This is a genomic window from Erwinia tracheiphila, from assembly GCF_021365465.1.
Lineage (GTDB): Bacteria > Pseudomonadota > Gammaproteobacteria > Enterobacterales > Enterobacteriaceae > Erwinia > Erwinia tracheiphila.
Window position 1 is genome coordinate 4526124 of the sequence record NZ_CP089932.1, and the last position, 15912, is coordinate 4542035.

Sequence of the window (15912 nt, forward strand, 5' to 3'; positions counted from 1 at the left end):
TGAACTCTGGCCCTTTTTTCAGTGCATAATGACGCTTTTTACATCTACACCGTTGCACCTACCCTTTTCACCTCTCTTCAGCAATGCTGTATACTCGCCCTCTGTTTTCGTTCACATGCCTTTGCTGCGGTACGCCATCCGAAAGGGTAATTCGTGGGGTAATAATGGTAACCAACTGATTTAAATATAATTAAACCTCATCAATTAAACAGGATAAAAATTAACATGTTCAGCTATCGCCACAGTTTTCACGCTGGCAATCACGCCGATGTCCTTAAGCATACCGTTCAAAGCCTGATCATTGATGCACTTAACGAGAAAGAAAAACCCTACCTTTATCTTGATACCCATGCCGGAGCCGGACGTTATCAGTTGAGTGGTGAACATGCCGAACGCACAGGGGAATATCTGGACGGTATTGCCCGTATCTGGCAGCAGGCGGATTTACCAACGGAGTTGAGCAGTTATCTCTCCTGCATTAAGGCGCTGAATCGCGGCGGCAAGTTGCGTTACTACCCTGGCTCACCATTGATTGCACGTCATCTTTTGCGGGCGGCCGATAAACTGAGCCTGACCGAGCTGCATCCCAGCGATTATCCGCTGCTGCGTAACGAATTTCTGAAAGATGAACGCGCCCGTACCGAACGTGCAGATGGTTACCTGCAGTTGAAATCAAAATTGCCGCCACCGTCCCGCCGGGGATTTGCTCTGATCGATCCGTCGTATGAAATAAAAAGCGATTATCAGGCGATGGTGAAGGGTATTCAGGCAGGTTACAAACGTTTCGGCACCGGCATTTATGCGCTCTGGTACCCGGTGGTGCTCCGCCAGCAAATTAAACGTCTTTTTGCCGATTTGGAAGCAACCGGCATTCGCCGTATTTTACAAATTGAACTGGCCGTGCTCCCTGACAGCGACCACCGCGGCATGACCGCTTCCGGTATGGTCGTTATTAATCCCCCCTGGAAGCTGGAGCAGCAGATGAAAAACGTGCTGCCCTGGCTGCATAAGCAGCTTGTCCCGGCCGGAACCGGCCATACCAAAGTCAGCTGGATTGTGCCTGAGTAAGCGCACCCGCCGGGAAACATTCCTTGTTGCTCCACGGGGTCAGAGCTGAAACAGTGAAAAGTCGTGGGCCATTTCTGTTTGCGGGAAAACCTGCCGACATTCTTCCAGTAAGCGTTCAGCATCATCACGGCGGTAACGCGAACTGAGATGCGTGACAATCAGCCTTTTTGCGCCAGCCAGCTTCGCTACTGTTGCCGCTTGTACAGTTGATGAGTGGCCACGACCGTTGGCTTTTTCTTCCATTGCGAATTCCAGCGTCGCTTCGTGTACCACCACGTCCGCGTTAGCAGCCAGTTCAGCGGCAGCGGGCGTCGGGCTGGTATCACCAAAGATTGCCAGGACTAATCCTTTTATCGACGGTCCAAGATAGTGACAACCGTCCACCACACGGCCATCCTCCATCGTCACCGTCTTGCCCTGCTTGAACTGCTGAAAGAGATGGCCCGGCTTGATGCCATCCGCCAGCAGTCGCTCCGCATCAAGCCTGCCAGGCTTGTCATGTTCCTCAATTCGGTAGCCGTAACATTCCACCGGGTGCGTCAGCGGAAAAGCAGTGACGCGAAAATGTTCGTCAGTGAATACGTCACCGGCGGTGATTTCCACGATTTCCAGCGGAAAATCCAGCCAGGAACCGCTGAGACTGAGCGTCGTTTCCACAAAGGCTTTTATTCCCTGCGGCCCGTACAGGGTGATGGGATCACTATTGCCGCCCATTGAGCGACTGGTGAGCAAACCCGGCAGGCCAAAGATATGATCGCCATGCAGATGAGTAATGAAAATTTTCTCCAGCCTGGCGGGTTTTACCGGACTACGCATAATTTGATGCTGAGTACCTTCTCCACAGTCGAATAACCAACTGCCGCCAAGGGTTTTGGGCAGGTTTAATGCAATACTGGTAACGTTACGCAGGCGACATGGCATGCCTGCTCCGGTGCCTAAAAACAGCAGCTCCATTCGGTTTCTCCGGGTATGTTGTGCCGTAAGCACCGATTATTACCGATTTTTGCACACGTTGTCCTATCACAATCATAGGTATATTAAAAACAAATAAAATCATAAATATCAATTATTTAAAATAAAAACGGTTCAATATTCGCGCTACAAAAGCCAACAAACCACTACATTGCACATCATTATAATCAATAACTTACCTGATCATTTCGAACGAATAATTCAAATAACAGGCCTGCTGTCTTCGTGCAGCGGCGTGGGGATGAGGCAGTGGGAGTGGCCCGGCTGTCCGGGCCGATTGATTTAGGCGTCTGGCGCAGTAGGCAGGGACTTAGTGCCATCTGCCGCAGAAATGTAAGCGCGTAGCGCCTTGCGATAGGTCGTCCATGTCGCTTTCTGTGCCTTCACTGTATCTTCGGTGTTCGTGTCATCGTAATCGTCATCATCCATTCTCTGTTGCAGTGCGGTGATTTTGTCAGATGCGCGGTTGTATTCCTCCTGAGCCATTAGCAATTGAGAAGCAGCGTCATCTTTAGCTTTCTTTGATGCGCTATCCGCTGTCAGATTCCATACCAGCTTTTCGGTGTCAAATGTGTAGTCATATCGATCACGAGGCTTTGGATACAACACCCCATCAATGTAAGCATCACCGATGTTAGGCTGGACCTTTTCAGTGAACTGCACAGTAAGGAACTCACTGAACCCACCATCATCTGCCGCCCAAACAACCGTATTGACCACATACCCATTTTTGACTAACGCCCATGCGTTCTCGTACATTATGCATACTCCCAAATGATTACACAGCCACCACCGCCCGCACCGCCTGAATAACCGGTATCGGGGCTTGATCCTGACACAGCGCCAGATCCGCCACTACCAAGCGTGCCTGAATTGCCAGAGCTGTTTGCTCCAACCCCTTTTGCCGTACCAGACAGATAAGAGCTACCGCCCGTCCCGCCGGTACTGTTACTGTCAGTGTTTAATATAAGTTGGCCGCCAGACCCGCCAGACCCGTTCAGAATGTTTCCAGATGAACCAGACCCACCTGGAGCGCCCAACTGCAACGTGAGAACTGTATTATTAACGCCAGGCTGTTTCGCACCTCCAATCCCACCAGTTGCAGACAAAATAGAACCAAACGATGAATCCCCACCCTTACCGCCGTTCGACGGAGAGCCATCGCCAGCAATACCAGCAATCCCCACCGTCACATACACACCAGAGAATCCCGATGTCAGGCGCGACATTGCATAACCACCACCGCCGCCCCCTGACCCGCCCGCCATCTGGCCGACAGCAGTTGCCGCAGCTCCAGCTCCGCCACCGCCAGCACCGACAACAAGCACCTCAATCCAGTTTGTTCCTGCTGTTGGAGTGTACGTGCCGCTGGCGGTAAATACGCGTGGCGCTCCAAGCCTACGCCCCGCACTCATGCCCTGAATTATATTTGTGCCGTCGCCCTGTAGCTGGTTATTTGAATATGGGGATGTAGCAATTCCTGTGCCTGAGGGTGTTTTTATCGTTACCGTATATGCACCGGTGCAGTTATTAACAACACTCCAACCTTTAATCCATGCTGGTACTATTACATTAATATTTGATGTTAACGCACCTGACAAATAAATAATATCTTTCGATGCCTGAAGCGTTGAAAGAGTTACACTTGATGCCGACAGACCACTAATAGATGTTGCCCCGTATGAGTCAACCGGAACCCAACCAGTTAATGCTGCGGTGCTATTTTCCGGGTTTGTATTATTGTTATCCGAGGTGTTAAGCCAGTATCCGTCATTTGTGGAATTAGGAAGCAACGCCCCTTTTGGATAGCCGGAAATTGATGAAGCAAAGTCACTGTCATAATTATACCCGCCGCCAGCATTAGCCCACTGTGCAGCGCAAGACAATTCATACAAAATTTGATTCATATTCTGACCCTTCGGAGGCAGGCCGCCCGCTGCTTTCAGGATCATTGTTACGGGTGGGAATCCAGAATCATATGATGCTGTATTATCACCCGCCGGGGTTGTGCCGAGCAAATCTTCACGCTGACCGTTTACCCCAAAAGGTACAGTCTGTTTTTTTGGAGAGTCTGATTGTTTCATTTATATATCTCTAAAGAACGTACCATCATTGAACGGATAAGAATCGTCGGAAAACCCAAAATATGGAGGAGCTATTTGATGTGCAGTGACCAGTACGCCACTTGGTATGGGAAGAACATCATAATTTTTCAGTATTGAAATCTCATATGGGGCAAGTTCAAACTCACAAAATATACCCATCCTCATGTCACCATAATCAACACAGTAAGCCCTTCCTCTGCCATTAAAAAGAATGGTCAGGAATCTGTTTATTTCACTAATGGTCGCAATGCTGATATTTGAAAATGCCTTACACAAGACAAGAGTGCGGTATGCATCATCGGACAATTTTACTGTTTCAGTTTCCTGAATGCCGCCGTAAAATGGCTGATCATTAAAAGGGGACGGATAATCATCGCCACTATCGGCCTCCGAAAATCCAAATCTATCTGAATCAATATCTGCCTGAATATATCTTGAAACGTTAACAATTTTTCCCCACACATCAAGACCAAAAGTCCCGCATGTAGTTACCTCCCATACATCTTTAATAAATTCATCTGTAAAATCATCCAGGCTTAGAGCCTGATTAAAAGTGTCAATGATGGATAATATTTTTTCACTAGCTGAATATTGAGTAAGTATAGTTTCCTGATAGCTCACACTTTTATCACCTCAATATCTGAAAGTTGAATTGTGGGAATTTGATCAATCCCGGCTGTTATGTACTGTGAATACAACTCCCCATCCGATGAAATAGTAATTGATAATATGCTCATATACTCTGGTGATATCGTAATTACAGGGGCATAGTAAACCCCGCCACTTATACGTGAGCCAATCCTGGCTTTAGTAATTCCTTCATATGAGCCATTGAAGACGGAAGCAACCATGCTCTTTATCTGATCTGTCACGTCCGATGGAAGATTTACGGAATCATTTTCAATCTGAACCTTGAAATAAACCCGTAACGGAGACGCTTTTTGCCACTGCATGGTATATTGTGGGTATGGTGCGCTATAGTTATCCTTATCCTCGATTACATATGTGGTATCTCCATTGAGATTTGCTCCGGGGTTTTTATTTGCAAAAATTGCTTCTGCAACATCCGCATCCGCCCCGCCGTATGCACATACATAAACAGAATGACTTTTAACAGGAAAAGATGTTGAACCCTTATTAACTATTACATCTTCCCGGTTTGACCACACATAAGCATCTGAGACTCCATCGGTTGCCAGAATGTTGGCAAGTAAAGAGGCATCTGTATTTCTTCCAGATCGGGCAACTGACTGTTTCCTTCGCGTCTCAAAAGCAACGCGAGACTCCACGTCAATTCCCAGCACCCCGGAGGCATCATTGCTGATTGAGTCCCAACCGGATATTGGTGCAAAAATCTGATTAAGCGCCCCCACATCACAGGCGATAGCTCCTGTTGTCAGATTTTGGAACTCAATATCGACACTGCCTGTTGCAGCTATTGTAGCGTCGCTGATAGAAGCATACGTATATCCGGCATCATCCATCGCCGTGCTTCCGGCAGGGATAAGGGTGCCAACAGCCCCCGTACAGGTCGCGGTGACTATCGTTCCACGGGCAGATATTCGCTCCATGAAATAGATGCTGCCTATTCCGTCCTGCCATCTCCCGGTTGCGTAGTCAGGGTTCATTTGGTTAAAAAGACAAAGGAGAGCATCATAGTTAGTTGCGATGATTTCAGTGTCTGATTGTGATATTTGCCCCTGGGGAGAAGACAGGGATTTACTGCCTCCGCCACCCATCGCTGAATCAATATCGGTCAGACGACCAGATAAAACGTCAGCAATATCAGGAACAAGCAGACCATTCTCCGTGATAGTTACCCCGGGAACTGCCGTTTTAAGTGTCGTCATAAGATGGCCTGTGATTGATTTCCGTCTGTATCCGTAACCCTGATCACCCCACGCACCTGTCTTGTGTCCTTATCGAAAAACACACTGGCAAGAGCCTGATCAACGACAGGCAGTTTCTTTGCTTCCGCTTCCATTTTTCTGGCGATATAACCCGCAGTGGGCCGATAACCCAGCACCTCATCTTTCCACGGAATGCCAAGCGTATTGTCGTAGTAACACTCTCCGGCAAAAACCAGACACGCTGAAGCAACATCCTGAGCCGCAGAGTAGCCAGAATCGGCGATTGCTATATTTCCATTGCTGTCAAACATCAAATCCCATGTGGACGTATCAAGCTTCAAAGTCCTGTAAGTCATGATGGTTTATCCGTTATATTCGAGATAATCGTGGAGCTACCTGATTGAACGTCAACCACAGGGTGTTTATGAGCGTTGTAATCATCTCTAAGCGTCTTCAGGGATGCTGCCTGCGTCCCTGAGTTATCTGTGATGTTTCCGTCAGATGTGATATTTCCGGTAAAGTGAGCCAGTGGCGCATCAACCGTCACTCCACCTGGCGCTTTTATTGTTGCGGTTGTGCAGGTGATGTTGACCGGATTGGGTGAGGTGATATTTAAAGCATTATCTGCAAACTCAATAAACTGAGTTGGCTGTACGTTAATTATTCCACCGAAGTATATTCCATCGGACATTGAGTGCTTTCTACCGCTCCCCGGGACAGACTCCTTACGCGTCTTTCTCGCTACGGTTGTATCGGTGTCACATACTGCGATAACACCTATATCCCCCACAACGGGGTCCATGACAATCGCGCTTTTACCGCGCTGAAGTCGCCATACAGGAATATTGAATACCTCTGTCCCCATTATTATTGTCTGATCTTCGCTTCTTACATCTGCGACTAATGGCAGAACATCAACAACCAGATTAGGCGCAGTGCCGCGAACGGCTGTTACCTGAGCTAATTTAATAAAGCTGTTAGCAGACAGAAACTTTGCAAACGTCGCCGCAAACATATCAGCATCATTCGAACTGCTCTGTGCTGGTTTGAACTGATTAGTCATTTTTCACCTTCACACCCTGGCAGATAGTGTGCCAATTACCATTTTCCGTCCAGGAACTTAGAAAATGCTCTACCACATATAACCGATAGCGCCCTGACGCATTCGGCAGAGAGGTGACGAGTTCGACATCCCTGCCCTGAGAAAGAAGCGTTGAGAATTGCGTCTGAAATGTTATTCCTGACTGAGTAAATACCGGATAGCCAATTAATCCGCTTTCTGGAGAAACCAGAGGCACGACTGTATCAATGGCATTACCACTGACCCATACCGTTAAAATGTTGTCGAATAGCCGATACTGAAGATTGAAATCAGTACAAATAGAGATAATCTGGTCCATTGGCGATCCTGAATAATGTGGGTTTTGAGCCACCTTCCCTTTCAGATTTACGGCGTTAAATCCGTAACCGTTTAGTTTGCATATCGCACTAAGGATATTCTCAACATCAACACCTCCAGCCAGTGAGAATGAGCTGGATGATTTTTTCTTGAGGTTGAGTCCTGCCACAGCATTAAGAACCAAAGCCGTCTCAGGTTGCCCGTTCATATTGGCGTAGCTACCAAATATTCCACCTGAGAATATTTTGTTATCACCTACATACACATCAACCTGAGCATCTGTAGCAACAGCCCAGGTTCCGATCCCTTTGCCTGACAGCAAAGACAGCCTTTCAGCGCTCAGGCCAAATATAACAATCTCGCCATTGAATCCGCCGTAACTCCCGTACGAGTCACAACGAAATGATGATTTAACGTTAGATATAGATAGCTTGTTATTACCACTTCCATCGAATGACCCATTAGAGAGGGTAAATTCGTAACGAAGATCTTTCTTACTGTACAAGTTCAGCCTCCGTTATGTAGTAAAGGGGGAACCTGTCAGTCAGCCCTTCATAGGAAGGATCACTATGTCCTTCATTGTCCAGAAAGAACAATTCACCCTTAAAGCCCAGATAGGAATACCTCACAATCCTGTTTGCATACAGGCATGGCACCCCCTGAATTATTGGATTTCCATCCACAGTCAAATCCATATAAAGACCGCTTTGCATTTGATTTAATCTTATTGTGCAATTTTGACCGTCAAGGCTTGCAATTACTGACTGTGATTTTCTATTTTCTAAGGAGATTGTTTTCATCTATATGACCTTTGCTATCGACTCAACAAAAGAAGCAGCCGTTGTTACTGAAGAGCTGCTCGTATCAGAAAGAGCCTTATTTACTGTCTTCATAGCTGAAAGAAATCCTGTTGCTATTTTATCCTGAGATTTATCTGCATCGCTGCTAATCGCTGCATTAAGGTTGGTCCATGATTTTTTAAGGCCATCTATTTTCGCTTCACTTACTGAGCATTGTTTTGTGACATCACCAACTCCGAAAGGCGAATTCGATATGTCATTATTGGTCGGCTTGTCTTTTGACTGGCTACTGGAAATTGAGACATCCATTTGTTGCCGGACTTCCTCGAAAATCAGACTTATAACAAGAAGAGAAACACCTCTTTTACTGTTAACGGTGTAGCTGTAATCAGCCAGGTCATAACTTTCATAGGTGTCTTTGGGCGTATCAATGTCGTAGGTGGCCGCTGTACTAAGCATGTTTTTGATAGTGGTCAGCGTGGTGGACTGGCTGGTAAATGTCAGATCAAAGATATTGGGTAACGACCCCGTTAAGCCAGTCAGCCCAGAAATAACAATGTCACACACCACACGGCCCGGACGGGCTACCTTATTAATTGACTGATATTTGCCATTCTCAATCGGCGCTGTGACAATGCTTGCTCCGGCGCTTGGCTGAATAGACGCCATACCACTAAATTCCAGCGCAACCGTTGATGCGCCGTGATTTCTTATGGTGTACGAAGGGTGAAGAACGCTGTCAATTATAGATAGCGGTGAACCACCGCCGATGGCGTTAAATATATCCGCCGTGTTGAGGTCGATAATGCTCATGCTTTCTCCAGGCGAAAAAAAACCCGCCAAAGCGGGCTTGGTATGTTGCTGTGTTGTGATTATCCCAACGCAGGCGCTATCTTCGAGTGAGAATCTTTCTCAGCCTTCTTTCGCATCGTGCCTGTGCGAGCCAGTAGCGCTCTATTGGGCGGTTAACGTAATGGATTGTTGTGTCGTCCCGGTCAATCTTCGTCACAGGGCGCGTTTCTATTCCGGCGCGATGGAACATGCGCTGCGCCATAAAATGAGCAAGGCGCTTTATCGCGGTGTTCCGGCTAAAGCACCGGAACGTTTTTCCATGATGCGATACCACGTAGACCGGGGCGCTAACTCGCTGTAATGCCTGCATCAGAAAATCCTTTTCAAATCGATATCATTAACGGCCTTCCATGCCTCAGCAGGCCACGACTTCACTGTGCCATAAGTCTCGTCCGGCACATCTTTGGGAGATTTGCCGTTAGCTGCACACCACTTTTTCATCGGCCAGTGATTAAAGGACTCTCCAGTGGCACGTTGCACCGCTTTGATGGTTGCATGTTTTTTACACTCACCGAGCTTCTCAGCTAATGCATTAGCTCGTCGCTTTTCGACTGAAGCAGTTGCCATTGCCGTAGCTTCACGCTTCTCTCCAATCCATGCCTTGGTTTCGATCGCGTAATCACGCTGCTCCGTGATAATTCGGTTTTCTTTCACCTTAACCAGCAAATCTTCAAGAGCCTGTTCATAGGTAAGGGGAATACCAACATTCTGCCGGGGGTGAAAATATGCTGTCTCCATTTGCTCAAAGAAATTCCAAGCCTCATCGGTATCAACAATTTTCGACATGCGGGCCGCGCCCTTTTCACTCCAAAGGGTGAGGCTGCGTGCTTTGTTCGAGATTTGTGCGTCAGGATTGCTGACTCTCAAATCCGCCAGATCTTCGCCTGTGACCGTAAAGATATGTACGCCCTCAAGAAAACGCTCACGATGCGCATCAAGGTTGGTGCGGATATTGGTTTCTTTTGTACCGTACCCTTTTGCCAGGGTTCCAGTGGTCACAACTCGGATGCCAGCCCACTCAATAACTGGCAGCATATCAGGATCGACAAGTGAGATCGGGTTTGCTACATTAAAGCCAGTTGATGAAGATTGTTGCATGTAAGACTCCAATTAGTAGTTGATGTGACCGCCAGCTCCACACTGGCGGTTTTTCTTTTTGCGCCGTCCCATACGCCAATCAATGAATCCTCTCCTTCCCATTCAGTAGCGCCAACATTTTCTCAGCAGAACGAACAACGAAATTCATCCGATCCAAATCCTGCGATTCACGCACAAGAGCGGTGCGGTTTTTATCAATCATGAAACGGGTTCCTTTTGCCATGTCGTAAAGTGTTGAGGCAAATTTAGAGCCAATGTCTTCCATTGCAGGGTATAACGCTTCGCTCATGCGCTGACTTTTTTCCATCCACACCTGCATGTAGCAGAGGTATATGATTTCCTCGTCGCTGAACTGTTTGGCGATTGGTGAATTAGCAACCTCCCGATCCAGAATATCAAGCACCCAGCGACGGAACTCTTTGGCGACCTCCGTGGTGGCAAACATAGCGATCAGGTGGCAACCTCGAAGTGAATAAACTCTGACCGATTTATTGCGTAAGCTATTGTTTATCCCGTTCACCCTCATATTGAGGGTCATTGTCATCGCATCGGTAAACTCGTCAGCGTTACGGGCATAAATCTGGCTGATGGCGTCAGTTTTTTTATACTTCAGTACCTTCGCTAGCTCTGTAGAGGTAATCCAAACCCGCCCTTTTTCTAGAACGGGAGTAAATGTGAAGTTCTGGAATGTGAGATCTGATTTAGCTACAATGTTCATGTTCGTTTCCTTAGACGGTTCGGACAAGCTGAGGCCCTGACTATCGCAAGTAGTTGGGGCCTTACCATTTCTGCTACGCACTCTTCTGCTTCCCAAGAATACGATTCCTGCGCTCAACCAAAATCTTCGCCACTTCGCTGTTAAACGAACGACCAGATAACTTAGCCTGCTCCTTGTACCAATCCCCCACTTCTGGATCTAAACGCAACGGGTAAGGATTAACCTGCTTGACTACTGACATTCACACCTCCATGATACATAATGATACAACAGTAAAACCGTATGAAATGATTTTATGTATCATAACGTATCGTTGTCAAGAAATTAAAAAGCTATACGATGTATCTTTTTCTATCTTCGTGAGTCATTTTTATGAAAAAGGAATATTCTCCTTACCCTTTCAGAATGCCAGCTGAAATGCGTGAAGAAGTTGAGGCAAAGGCCAATGAGGCGGGAAGAAGCCTTCAGCAGGAGATGCTTAGACGAATCGACTTATCATTAAATCTTGAGCGCCTTTTTGGGTCGAGGAACCCTAGCATTGATGCTATGTATGCGTTTGTGGCGGATAATTGGAAAAACTATCATTCGGCAGAAGCGAAAATCTTTGAACTTGAAGCTGAGATAAATAAGTTAAAAGATCACAACCGCATCCTTACTCAGTCAACTAAAATCAGTGATGACCTACGCTTTGCTAATCTTCGTAGGAATTTGGATGTGGCATTGCAGGCACTGAATAAAGCTCAGGCTGATTTACCACCACTCCCACAACCAATCGCCACACCCAACAAAAAGCCCAGCTGACTAGGTTCTTGTTAACTTTCATCAAGAGTAGCAAGCAAGGACGTGCGCAACTCTTCTTGTGTCATCTTTAACTCGCCGCTTTCTGCTTGTCGGCGAAGGTCATCGACAACCATTTTTGTGAATTCTGTAGGGGTAATCTCGTGTGAGATTTTGACTTTAAATCCCAAAAGAAGGCGCAGACCAGAATGAAACATAGTTAAAACATTACGAATCGAGGGATTGTATATGGTGGATAAGGTCATTTTTTCTTTTCCCGCTTCAGAATTGAAAGAGATTGAGGATGCTTTTTCTACGTGGTCTGTTGATTACGAGCGCCATGGTCCAGTGCTGGCTTACGACTCTACGGACTATATCTTGCAGCTTATCGTCGATGTAGCCACATCACCGTACTCAACAAACTGCCTGGTTGGGGCGCTTGCCTACTACTTCGGTAGAAATAAAAGCAAGGTGATCAAAGTCAAGAAGTCAGACGGATTCGAGTTCCTATCTCAAGGGCACAGCTTTAAGGAAAGTCATGAACTGCTGAAAACAGCACTGTCCATGGAGTTGGATGACAAAAAGCCCACCTGAGTCAGCTAATTCAAACAGAGGATGAAATGATAAAAAAAACCATAGCCCTTTCACTTCTTGTTTCCATCAATGCATTCGCCTATGAGCTGCCAGTTGACGGGAAAGGTGGTTACATTGATGAGTGCAATAACTACGCAAACAAGAAATCGGATATTTTCATAAAAGAACACAACATAAAATTCAAACCCTATTCGTTACATGTCGGAGAAAAAATTACTGAAGATAAGGATTGGAATGAAACCAGTTTCAAAACCTCCTTGTCGGCTGTTTGCGCTATGGGCCACTTTTATGCCAAAGGGAATAAAGGTGAGGCTGACTCGGTAAAATGGACTTTGCAAAGCAATTCCTATGACACTATGTACCAATCGGTAGCTGGTGACGTTCGGGGTGAAGACTTGGTTTTGTTAATTAAGAATGCCGTTATCTTTGGACGTGACGTGAAATAATTCACCTGTACTAGCTCAGACCTGATCTGACAGTTACCGGTTATTTATACAGGTGTCTGTCAGATTACATCTGGTTCAGATTTTTTTCTGCCCAGACTCGTTTACCATCAAGTAACGTGGCCATTGGCGTACGCCCGCAGCACATTTTTCCCTGATGAGTTCGCTCATTATTGTAATGCCACAACCAGTTGTCCAGATCCGTTTGCAGGCTCTCCAGGTCTTCGTATAACTTCTTACGGAACGTAACCTGATAAAAATCCTGCAAAATAGTTTTATGGAAGCGCTCGCAGATGCCGTTCGTCTGCGGAGACATCGCCTTCGTTTTTGTATGGTCGATATCGTTGATGGCCAGATACAGCTGGTAATCATGCTGCTCCACCTTACCACAGTACTCCGTTCCCCTGTCGGTCAGGATCCTCAGCATCGGCAGTCCCTGAGCCTCGTAGAACGGCAGTACGCGATCATTGAGCAGGTCTGCGGCGGTGATCGGCGTTTTACTCGTATACAGCTTGCAGTGTGCCACTTTCGAGTACGTATCCACGAACGTCTGCTGGTAGATACGACCCACACCTTTCAGATTGCCCACGTAGAAGGTGTCCTGCGACCCGAGATAACCCGGGTGAGCAGTTTCGATTTCTCCGCTGGCCTCGTCATCGTGGGCCTTCTTCTCCAGCGCTGCGATTTGAGCGTCGGTAAGCACGATGCCTTCTCTGGCGACCTTTTCCTCAAGTGCCTTCAGGCGTTTACGGAAGTTCTCCAGGTCGTGCCGTTGCCAGATGGAGCGCACGCCGCTACCGGAGATAAACACGCCTTTTTTACGCAGCTCATTACTGGTCCGGTGTTGCCCGTGGGCCGGGAACTCAACGGCATATTCAACAACAGCGCGTTCAGTGGCTTCGTCGGCGCGGTTCTTCAGGTTGGGGACGCGGCGGTTCTGGTTAATCAGCGCATCGATGCCGCCTTCAGCAGCCAGTTCCTGATAACGGTAAAACGTGTCGCGTGACACGCCCATGATCTTGCAGGCTTTTGATACGTTACCGAGTTCTTCGGCGAGATTGAGCAGGCCGGCTTTGTGTTTGATGATGGGATTGTTAGTATGAATCATGAGAGTTACCTCGCGTTTTGTTTAAGGATTAGACACCCATATCAAAACCGGTAACTCTCAACCTTTCAAGGTCCAGTGTCAGATCAAGTCGCGACTAATACAATTCACCCATTCCCAGAAACAAAAGACCCGCCCATGCTACTACGGCGCTGCTGCTCTGCAATAGACTTCGTTATGGCATCGACGCTTTGAGGATTGGTGTTTACCTGCACGGTGCCGATGTGGGTAGTGCTGGTCTGGCTGTTGTCAGTGGTTTGCGCTCCGGCTGGCATTTGCCCAAGAGCCGAAATTCTGGACAGGTCTGCACCGTAGTTCTCGGATACTCGCCCAACGTATTCCTTTGTTTCTTTATTTAAATCCTGCGGACGTGCCCCTGAGTTTATCCATTTATCTAACGAACCAAACCCAACATTATAAGCTTTGAGAGCCAGGTCAACATTCCCATGATATCGATTAATGAGCATGTTGAGGTATTTCCTCGCCGCCTCGCGGGACTTAACTGGGTCGCGCCGTTCATCGACCTCAGAATCAACACGCAGGCCCATTTCACGCGCAGTATCAGGCATGAACTGGTAGCGACCTGTAGCACCTCTCGGAGATACAGCATTAATATCTCCACGGCCAGCGCTCTCAGCCTTAGCAACAGCATCAAGCAATCGGTCCATTGAAAAACTACCAACATTCAACGATTGACCATGTTGTACAGGCCCATTATCTTCTCCGCGTTTGTCTTTCAGTTGTTGCTCGTAGTTGTACCAGCCGCCAGCCTTGATTCTTCCCATCAGGGATTCCCAGAATGAAGATGTTCCATCATGCTGAGTAACGGTATCGCTCAACTCACTGGCCTGCCTGGCTGCAAAGACGCCCGCTGCAAGGGTCGGGTTCTTTAAAGCCAAAAGGAGGTTTAATGCATTACCCTTCCCTCCAACAGCTTCAGAAAATTTTTTAGCCCATTCTGAACCATCTTTAAAGAAGCCAATGATGTTAGATTTGTTTTGGTCGATCCAGCTGCTGAAATCTTTCATTCCTTTCGTTATATCTGGCCCAAACGCCAAAACCAGACTACTTCCGACGCCACTTATAGCTACATCAAGATCTTGCATGATTGTTTTAACTTCCCGCGCCTGCTTAATGGCTTCGTCGCTGGAGCTGGATTTCTTTTGAAACTGAGCCTGATTTTTATCAAGGCTGCCATCCAGAATTGAGGGTAGTAGAGAAGCATCAATGCCTACACGTTGCATCCAAATTTGCGCCTGCTCCTTTGGCAATTTGCGCAAAGCTTCCTCTGTACGACGAAACATTTCATCTGCGTCTTTAGCGCCGAGAATGTCAACCCCTGTCTGGGTGCCAAGTTGCAGGGTGGCTACAGTGCTCTCATCAGGCGCACCAATACCGGATGTTGACCAGTTTTTGGCATTCTTCATTTTCGTTAATGCAGACGTAATAGCCTCAGATGAACTGCCTACAGATTCAGCTGCATTTTTGTAGCCATCAACAACCTTGGGATCAAGTCCAAGATTGCTGGAGGCATTACCCAAATCAACGAGACTGTTTGTTGCGGAGGTAAAAAGTCGGCGCGTTCCCTCAATAGACAGTGCCAGGCCTAAAAACTTAGCCGCGCCAGCCTGCACACCGCTAAATGCCTCTTTGCCATGCTTTCCAAATGCCTTCGCGCCTTTAGCCATACCAAAGAAACCACTGCTTAACAGGCCGAAGGGGCGCTTTGTATCCTCGGATGTCCGCTTGAGTTGTTTGCCTACTTTATCAACGGCAGTCCCTGCTTTCTTAGTGCTGTCAGCAGTGACATCCATCGAATCAGTGACATTCTTACCCAGGTCTTTTGCGCCCTCTTCGACCTTCTTTTTGCCTGACATAAACTCGTCGGCACGGACGGTGACTTTGTAGGCAAGCTCTTCAATGATCATCGGTTCTTACTCAGGTGCAGCCGCCAGGCTGTTTCGTTGTGCGCCTTAACCGCTATTACTTCCAGCAGGTTATACATATCCCTCACAGAGAGTTCGCTTTGCAACTGAGAATACGTGGCCTGGCCGGAACATATGACCGCATAAATGTTCTTTGGCACATTAACTGACTCGGTTAACTTTCTGGGGATTTCTGGCGTGTTGAG

Annotated in this window: 21 protein-coding genes; 5 read left to right on the forward strand and 16 right to left on the reverse strand. The window is 47.3% G+C overall.

Translation table 11 applies throughout. The annotated features are described in order from the left end of the window. Nucleotides 1–225 precede the first annotated feature (225 nt). Entirely contained in the window at nt 226–1068 is an 843-nt protein-coding gene (locus LU633_RS23330) for a 23S rRNA (adenine(2030)-N(6))-methyltransferase RlmJ (protein WP_016191157.1), read from the forward strand. Nucleotides 1069–1107: 39 nt separating this feature from the next. Here the strand turns inward: LU633_RS23330 and rnz are convergent, their stop codons facing one another. From rnz to LU633_RS23380, 10 genes are all read right to left on the reverse strand, one after another. Next, the gene (rnz, locus tag LU633_RS23335; protein WP_016191158.1) at nt 1108–2022 is read right to left on the reverse strand and encodes a ribonuclease Z; all 915 of its coding nucleotides are present in this window, start codon (nt 2020–2022) and stop codon (nt 1108–1110) included. 300 nt (nt 2023–2322) lie between these two features. After that, nucleotides 2323–2799 carry a hypothetical protein gene (locus tag LU633_RS23340; protein ID WP_016191159.1) on the reverse strand — a complete coding sequence of 159 codons (477 nt, stop codon included), beginning with the start codon at nt 2797–2799 and terminating at the stop codon, nt 2323–2325. After that, complete coding sequence (locus LU633_RS23345) at nt 2799–4124, reverse strand: glycine-rich domain-containing protein (protein ID WP_016191160.1); 1326 nt, start codon at nt 4122–4124, stop codon at nt 2799–2801. The genes LU633_RS23340 and LU633_RS23345 overlap by 1 nt, the downstream gene beginning before the upstream one ends. Then, nucleotides 4125–4766 carry a DUF2612 domain-containing protein gene (locus tag LU633_RS23350; RefSeq protein WP_016191161.1) on the reverse strand — a complete coding sequence of 214 codons (642 nt, stop codon included), beginning with the start codon at nt 4764–4766 and terminating at the stop codon, nt 4125–4127. After that, nucleotides 4763–5995 carry a baseplate J/gp47 family protein gene (locus LU633_RS23355; RefSeq protein WP_016191162.1) on the reverse strand — a complete coding sequence of 411 codons (1233 nt, stop codon included), beginning with the start codon at nt 5993–5995 and terminating at the stop codon, nt 4763–4765. Before LU633_RS23355 ends, LU633_RS23350 begins: the two co-directional genes overlap by 4 nt. Continuing rightward, nucleotides 5992–6351 carry a hypothetical protein gene (locus LU633_RS23360; RefSeq protein ID WP_016191163.1) on the reverse strand — a complete coding sequence of 120 codons (360 nt, stop codon included), beginning with the start codon at nt 6349–6351 and terminating at the stop codon, nt 5992–5994. The genes LU633_RS23355 and LU633_RS23360 overlap by 4 nt, the downstream gene beginning before the upstream one ends. After that, a complete protein-coding gene (locus LU633_RS23365; RefSeq protein ID WP_016191164.1) occupies nt 6348–7058 on the reverse strand; it encodes a hypothetical protein in 711 nt (236 codons plus the stop codon). The genes LU633_RS23360 and LU633_RS23365 overlap by 4 nt, the downstream gene beginning before the upstream one ends. Continuing rightward, nucleotides 7051–7899 (reverse strand): hypothetical protein, encoded by an 849-nt coding sequence (locus LU633_RS23370; RefSeq protein WP_016191165.1) that lies wholly within the window; start codon nt 7897–7899, stop codon nt 7051–7053. The genes LU633_RS23365 and LU633_RS23370 overlap by 8 nt, the downstream gene beginning before the upstream one ends. Beyond that, complete coding sequence (locus LU633_RS23375) at nt 7889–8194, reverse strand: phage baseplate plug family protein (RefSeq protein WP_016191166.1); 306 nt, start codon at nt 8192–8194, stop codon at nt 7889–7891. Before LU633_RS23375 ends, LU633_RS23370 begins: the two co-directional genes overlap by 11 nt. After that, complete coding sequence (locus tag LU633_RS23380) at nt 8195–9007, reverse strand: hypothetical protein (RefSeq protein ID WP_016191167.1); 813 nt, start codon at nt 9005–9007, stop codon at nt 8195–8197. On the opposite strand from LU633_RS23380, the gene LU633_RS23385 reads away from it, so the two are divergent. After that, entirely contained in the window at nt 9006–9347 is a 342-nt protein-coding gene (locus LU633_RS23385) for a hypothetical protein (protein WP_233481978.1), read from the forward strand. The two genes, LU633_RS23380 and LU633_RS23385, sit on opposite strands and share 2 nt — an antisense overlap. 8 nt (nt 9348–9355) lie before the next feature. On the opposite strand, the gene LU633_RS23390 is transcribed toward LU633_RS23385, so the two are convergent. The 3 genes from LU633_RS23390 to LU633_RS23400 all read right to left on the reverse strand — a co-directional run bounded on the left by LU633_RS23390 (nt 9356) and on the right by LU633_RS23400 (nt 11103). Then, on the reverse strand, nt 9356–10144 hold the full coding sequence (locus tag LU633_RS23390; RefSeq protein WP_016191168.1) for an ORF6N domain-containing protein: 789 nt from the start codon (nt 10142–10144) through the stop codon (nt 9356–9358). A gap of 79 nt (nt 10145–10223) precedes the next feature. Continuing rightward, nucleotides 10224–10862 carry a BRO family protein gene (locus tag LU633_RS23395; RefSeq protein WP_016191169.1) on the reverse strand — a complete coding sequence of 213 codons (639 nt, stop codon included), beginning with the start codon at nt 10860–10862 and terminating at the stop codon, nt 10224–10226. Nucleotides 10863–10935: 73 nt separating this feature from the next. Continuing rightward, entirely contained in the window at nt 10936–11103 is a 168-nt protein-coding gene (locus tag LU633_RS23400; RefSeq protein WP_152664239.1) for an Arc family DNA-binding protein, read from the reverse strand. 131 nt (nt 11104–11234) lie between these two features. On the opposite strand from LU633_RS23400, the gene LU633_RS23405 reads away from it, so the two are divergent. Beyond that, the gene (locus LU633_RS23405) at nt 11235–11663 is read left to right on the forward strand and encodes an Arc family DNA-binding protein (protein ID WP_082103803.1); all 429 of its coding nucleotides are present in this window, start codon (nt 11235–11237) and stop codon (nt 11661–11663) included. A gap of 11 nt (nt 11664–11674) precedes the next feature. On the opposite strand, the gene LU633_RS23410 is transcribed toward LU633_RS23405, so the two are convergent. Next, entirely contained in the window at nt 11675–11905 is a 231-nt protein-coding gene (locus LU633_RS23410; RefSeq protein ID WP_016191171.1) for a hypothetical protein, read from the reverse strand. On the opposite strand from LU633_RS23410, the gene LU633_RS23415 reads away from it, so the two are divergent. After that, nucleotides 11889–12233, forward strand: a complete 345-nt coding sequence (locus tag LU633_RS23415) for a hypothetical protein (RefSeq protein WP_016191172.1) — start codon at nt 11889–11891, stop codon at nt 12231–12233. The two genes, LU633_RS23410 and LU633_RS23415, sit on opposite strands and share 17 nt — an antisense overlap. A 26-nt stretch (nt 12234–12259) precedes the next feature. After that, the gene (locus tag LU633_RS23420; RefSeq protein ID WP_016191173.1) at nt 12260–12679 is read left to right on the forward strand and encodes a hypothetical protein; all 420 of its coding nucleotides are present in this window, start codon (nt 12260–12262) and stop codon (nt 12677–12679) included. Nucleotides 12680–12743: 64 nt separating this feature from the next. Here LU633_RS23420 and LU633_RS23425 read toward each other — a convergent pair whose 3' ends face one another. Together LU633_RS23425 and LU633_RS23430 are read right to left on the reverse strand one after the other, a co-directional pair. Then, nucleotides 12744–13784: an IS481 family transposase gene (locus LU633_RS23425; RefSeq protein ID WP_046371813.1), complete on the reverse strand. Its 1041-nt coding sequence runs from the start codon at nt 13782–13784 to the stop codon at nt 12744–12746. A gap of 104 nt (nt 13785–13888) precedes the next feature. Continuing rightward, nucleotides 13889–15709: a lytic transglycosylase domain-containing protein gene (locus LU633_RS23430; protein ID WP_016191174.1), complete on the reverse strand. Its 1821-nt coding sequence runs from the start codon at nt 15707–15709 to the stop codon at nt 13889–13891. Between the last annotated feature and the right edge of the window lie 203 nt (nt 15710–15912).

Bases quoted from the DNA above. Each gene is read 5' to 3' on its own strand.
- LU633_RS23330 (WP_016191157.1), top strand. From the start codon at position 226: ATGTTCAGCTATCGCCACAGTTTTCACGCTGGCAATCACGCCGATGTC.
- rnz (WP_016191158.1), bottom strand. From the start codon at position 2,022: ATGGAGCTGCTGTTTTTAGGCACCGGAGCAGGCATGCCATGTCGCCTG.
- LU633_RS23340 (WP_016191159.1), bottom strand. From the start codon at position 2,799: ATGTACGAGAACGCATGGGCGTTAGTCAAAAATGGGTATGTGGTCAAT.
- LU633_RS23345 (WP_016191160.1), bottom strand. From the start codon at position 4,124: ATGAAACAATCAGACTCTCCAAAAAAACAGACTGTACCTTTTGGGGTA.
- LU633_RS23355 (WP_016191162.1), bottom strand. From the start codon at position 5,995: ATGACGACACTTAAAACGGCAGTTCCCGGGGTAACTATCACGGAGAAT.
- LU633_RS23360 (WP_016191163.1), bottom strand. From the start codon at position 6,351: ATGACTTACAGGACTTTGAAGCTTGATACGTCCACATGGGATTTGATG.
- LU633_RS23365 (WP_016191164.1), bottom strand. From the start codon at position 7,058: ATGACTAATCAGTTCAAACCAGCACAGAGCAGTTCGAATGATGCTGAT.
- LU633_RS23375 (WP_016191166.1), bottom strand. From the start codon at position 8,194: ATGAAAACAATCTCCTTAGAAAATAGAAAATCACAGTCAGTAATTGCA.
- LU633_RS23385 (WP_233481978.1), top strand. From the start codon at position 9,006: ATGCTTTCTCCAGGCGAAAAAAAACCCGCCAAAGCGGGCTTGGTATGT.
- LU633_RS23380 (WP_016191167.1), bottom strand. From the start codon at position 9,007: ATGAGCATTATCGACCTCAACACGGCGGATATATTTAACGCCATCGGC.
- LU633_RS23390 (WP_016191168.1), bottom strand. From the start codon at position 10,144: ATGCAACAATCTTCATCAACTGGCTTTAATGTAGCAAACCCGATCTCA.
- LU633_RS23395 (WP_016191169.1), bottom strand. From the start codon at position 10,862: ATGAACATTGTAGCTAAATCAGATCTCACATTCCAGAACTTCACATTT.
- LU633_RS23400 (WP_152664239.1), bottom strand. From the start codon at position 11,103: ATGTCAGTAGTCAAGCAGGTTAATCCTTACCCGTTGCGTTTAGATCCA.
- LU633_RS23405 (WP_082103803.1), top strand. From the start codon at position 11,235: ATGAAAAAGGAATATTCTCCTTACCCTTTCAGAATGCCAGCTGAAATG.
- LU633_RS23415 (WP_016191172.1), top strand. From the start codon at position 11,889: ATGGTGGATAAGGTCATTTTTTCTTTTCCCGCTTCAGAATTGAAAGAG.
- LU633_RS23410 (WP_016191171.1), bottom strand. From the start codon at position 11,905: ATGACCTTATCCACCATATACAATCCCTCGATTCGTAATGTTTTAACT.
- LU633_RS23420 (WP_016191173.1), top strand. From the start codon at position 12,260: ATGATAAAAAAAACCATAGCCCTTTCACTTCTTGTTTCCATCAATGCA.
- LU633_RS23425 (WP_046371813.1), bottom strand. From the start codon at position 13,784: ATGATTCATACTAACAATCCCATCATCAAACACAAAGCCGGCCTGCTC.
- LU633_RS23430 (WP_016191174.1), bottom strand. From the start codon at position 15,709: ATGATCATTGAAGAGCTTGCCTACAAAGTCACCGTCCGTGCCGACGAG.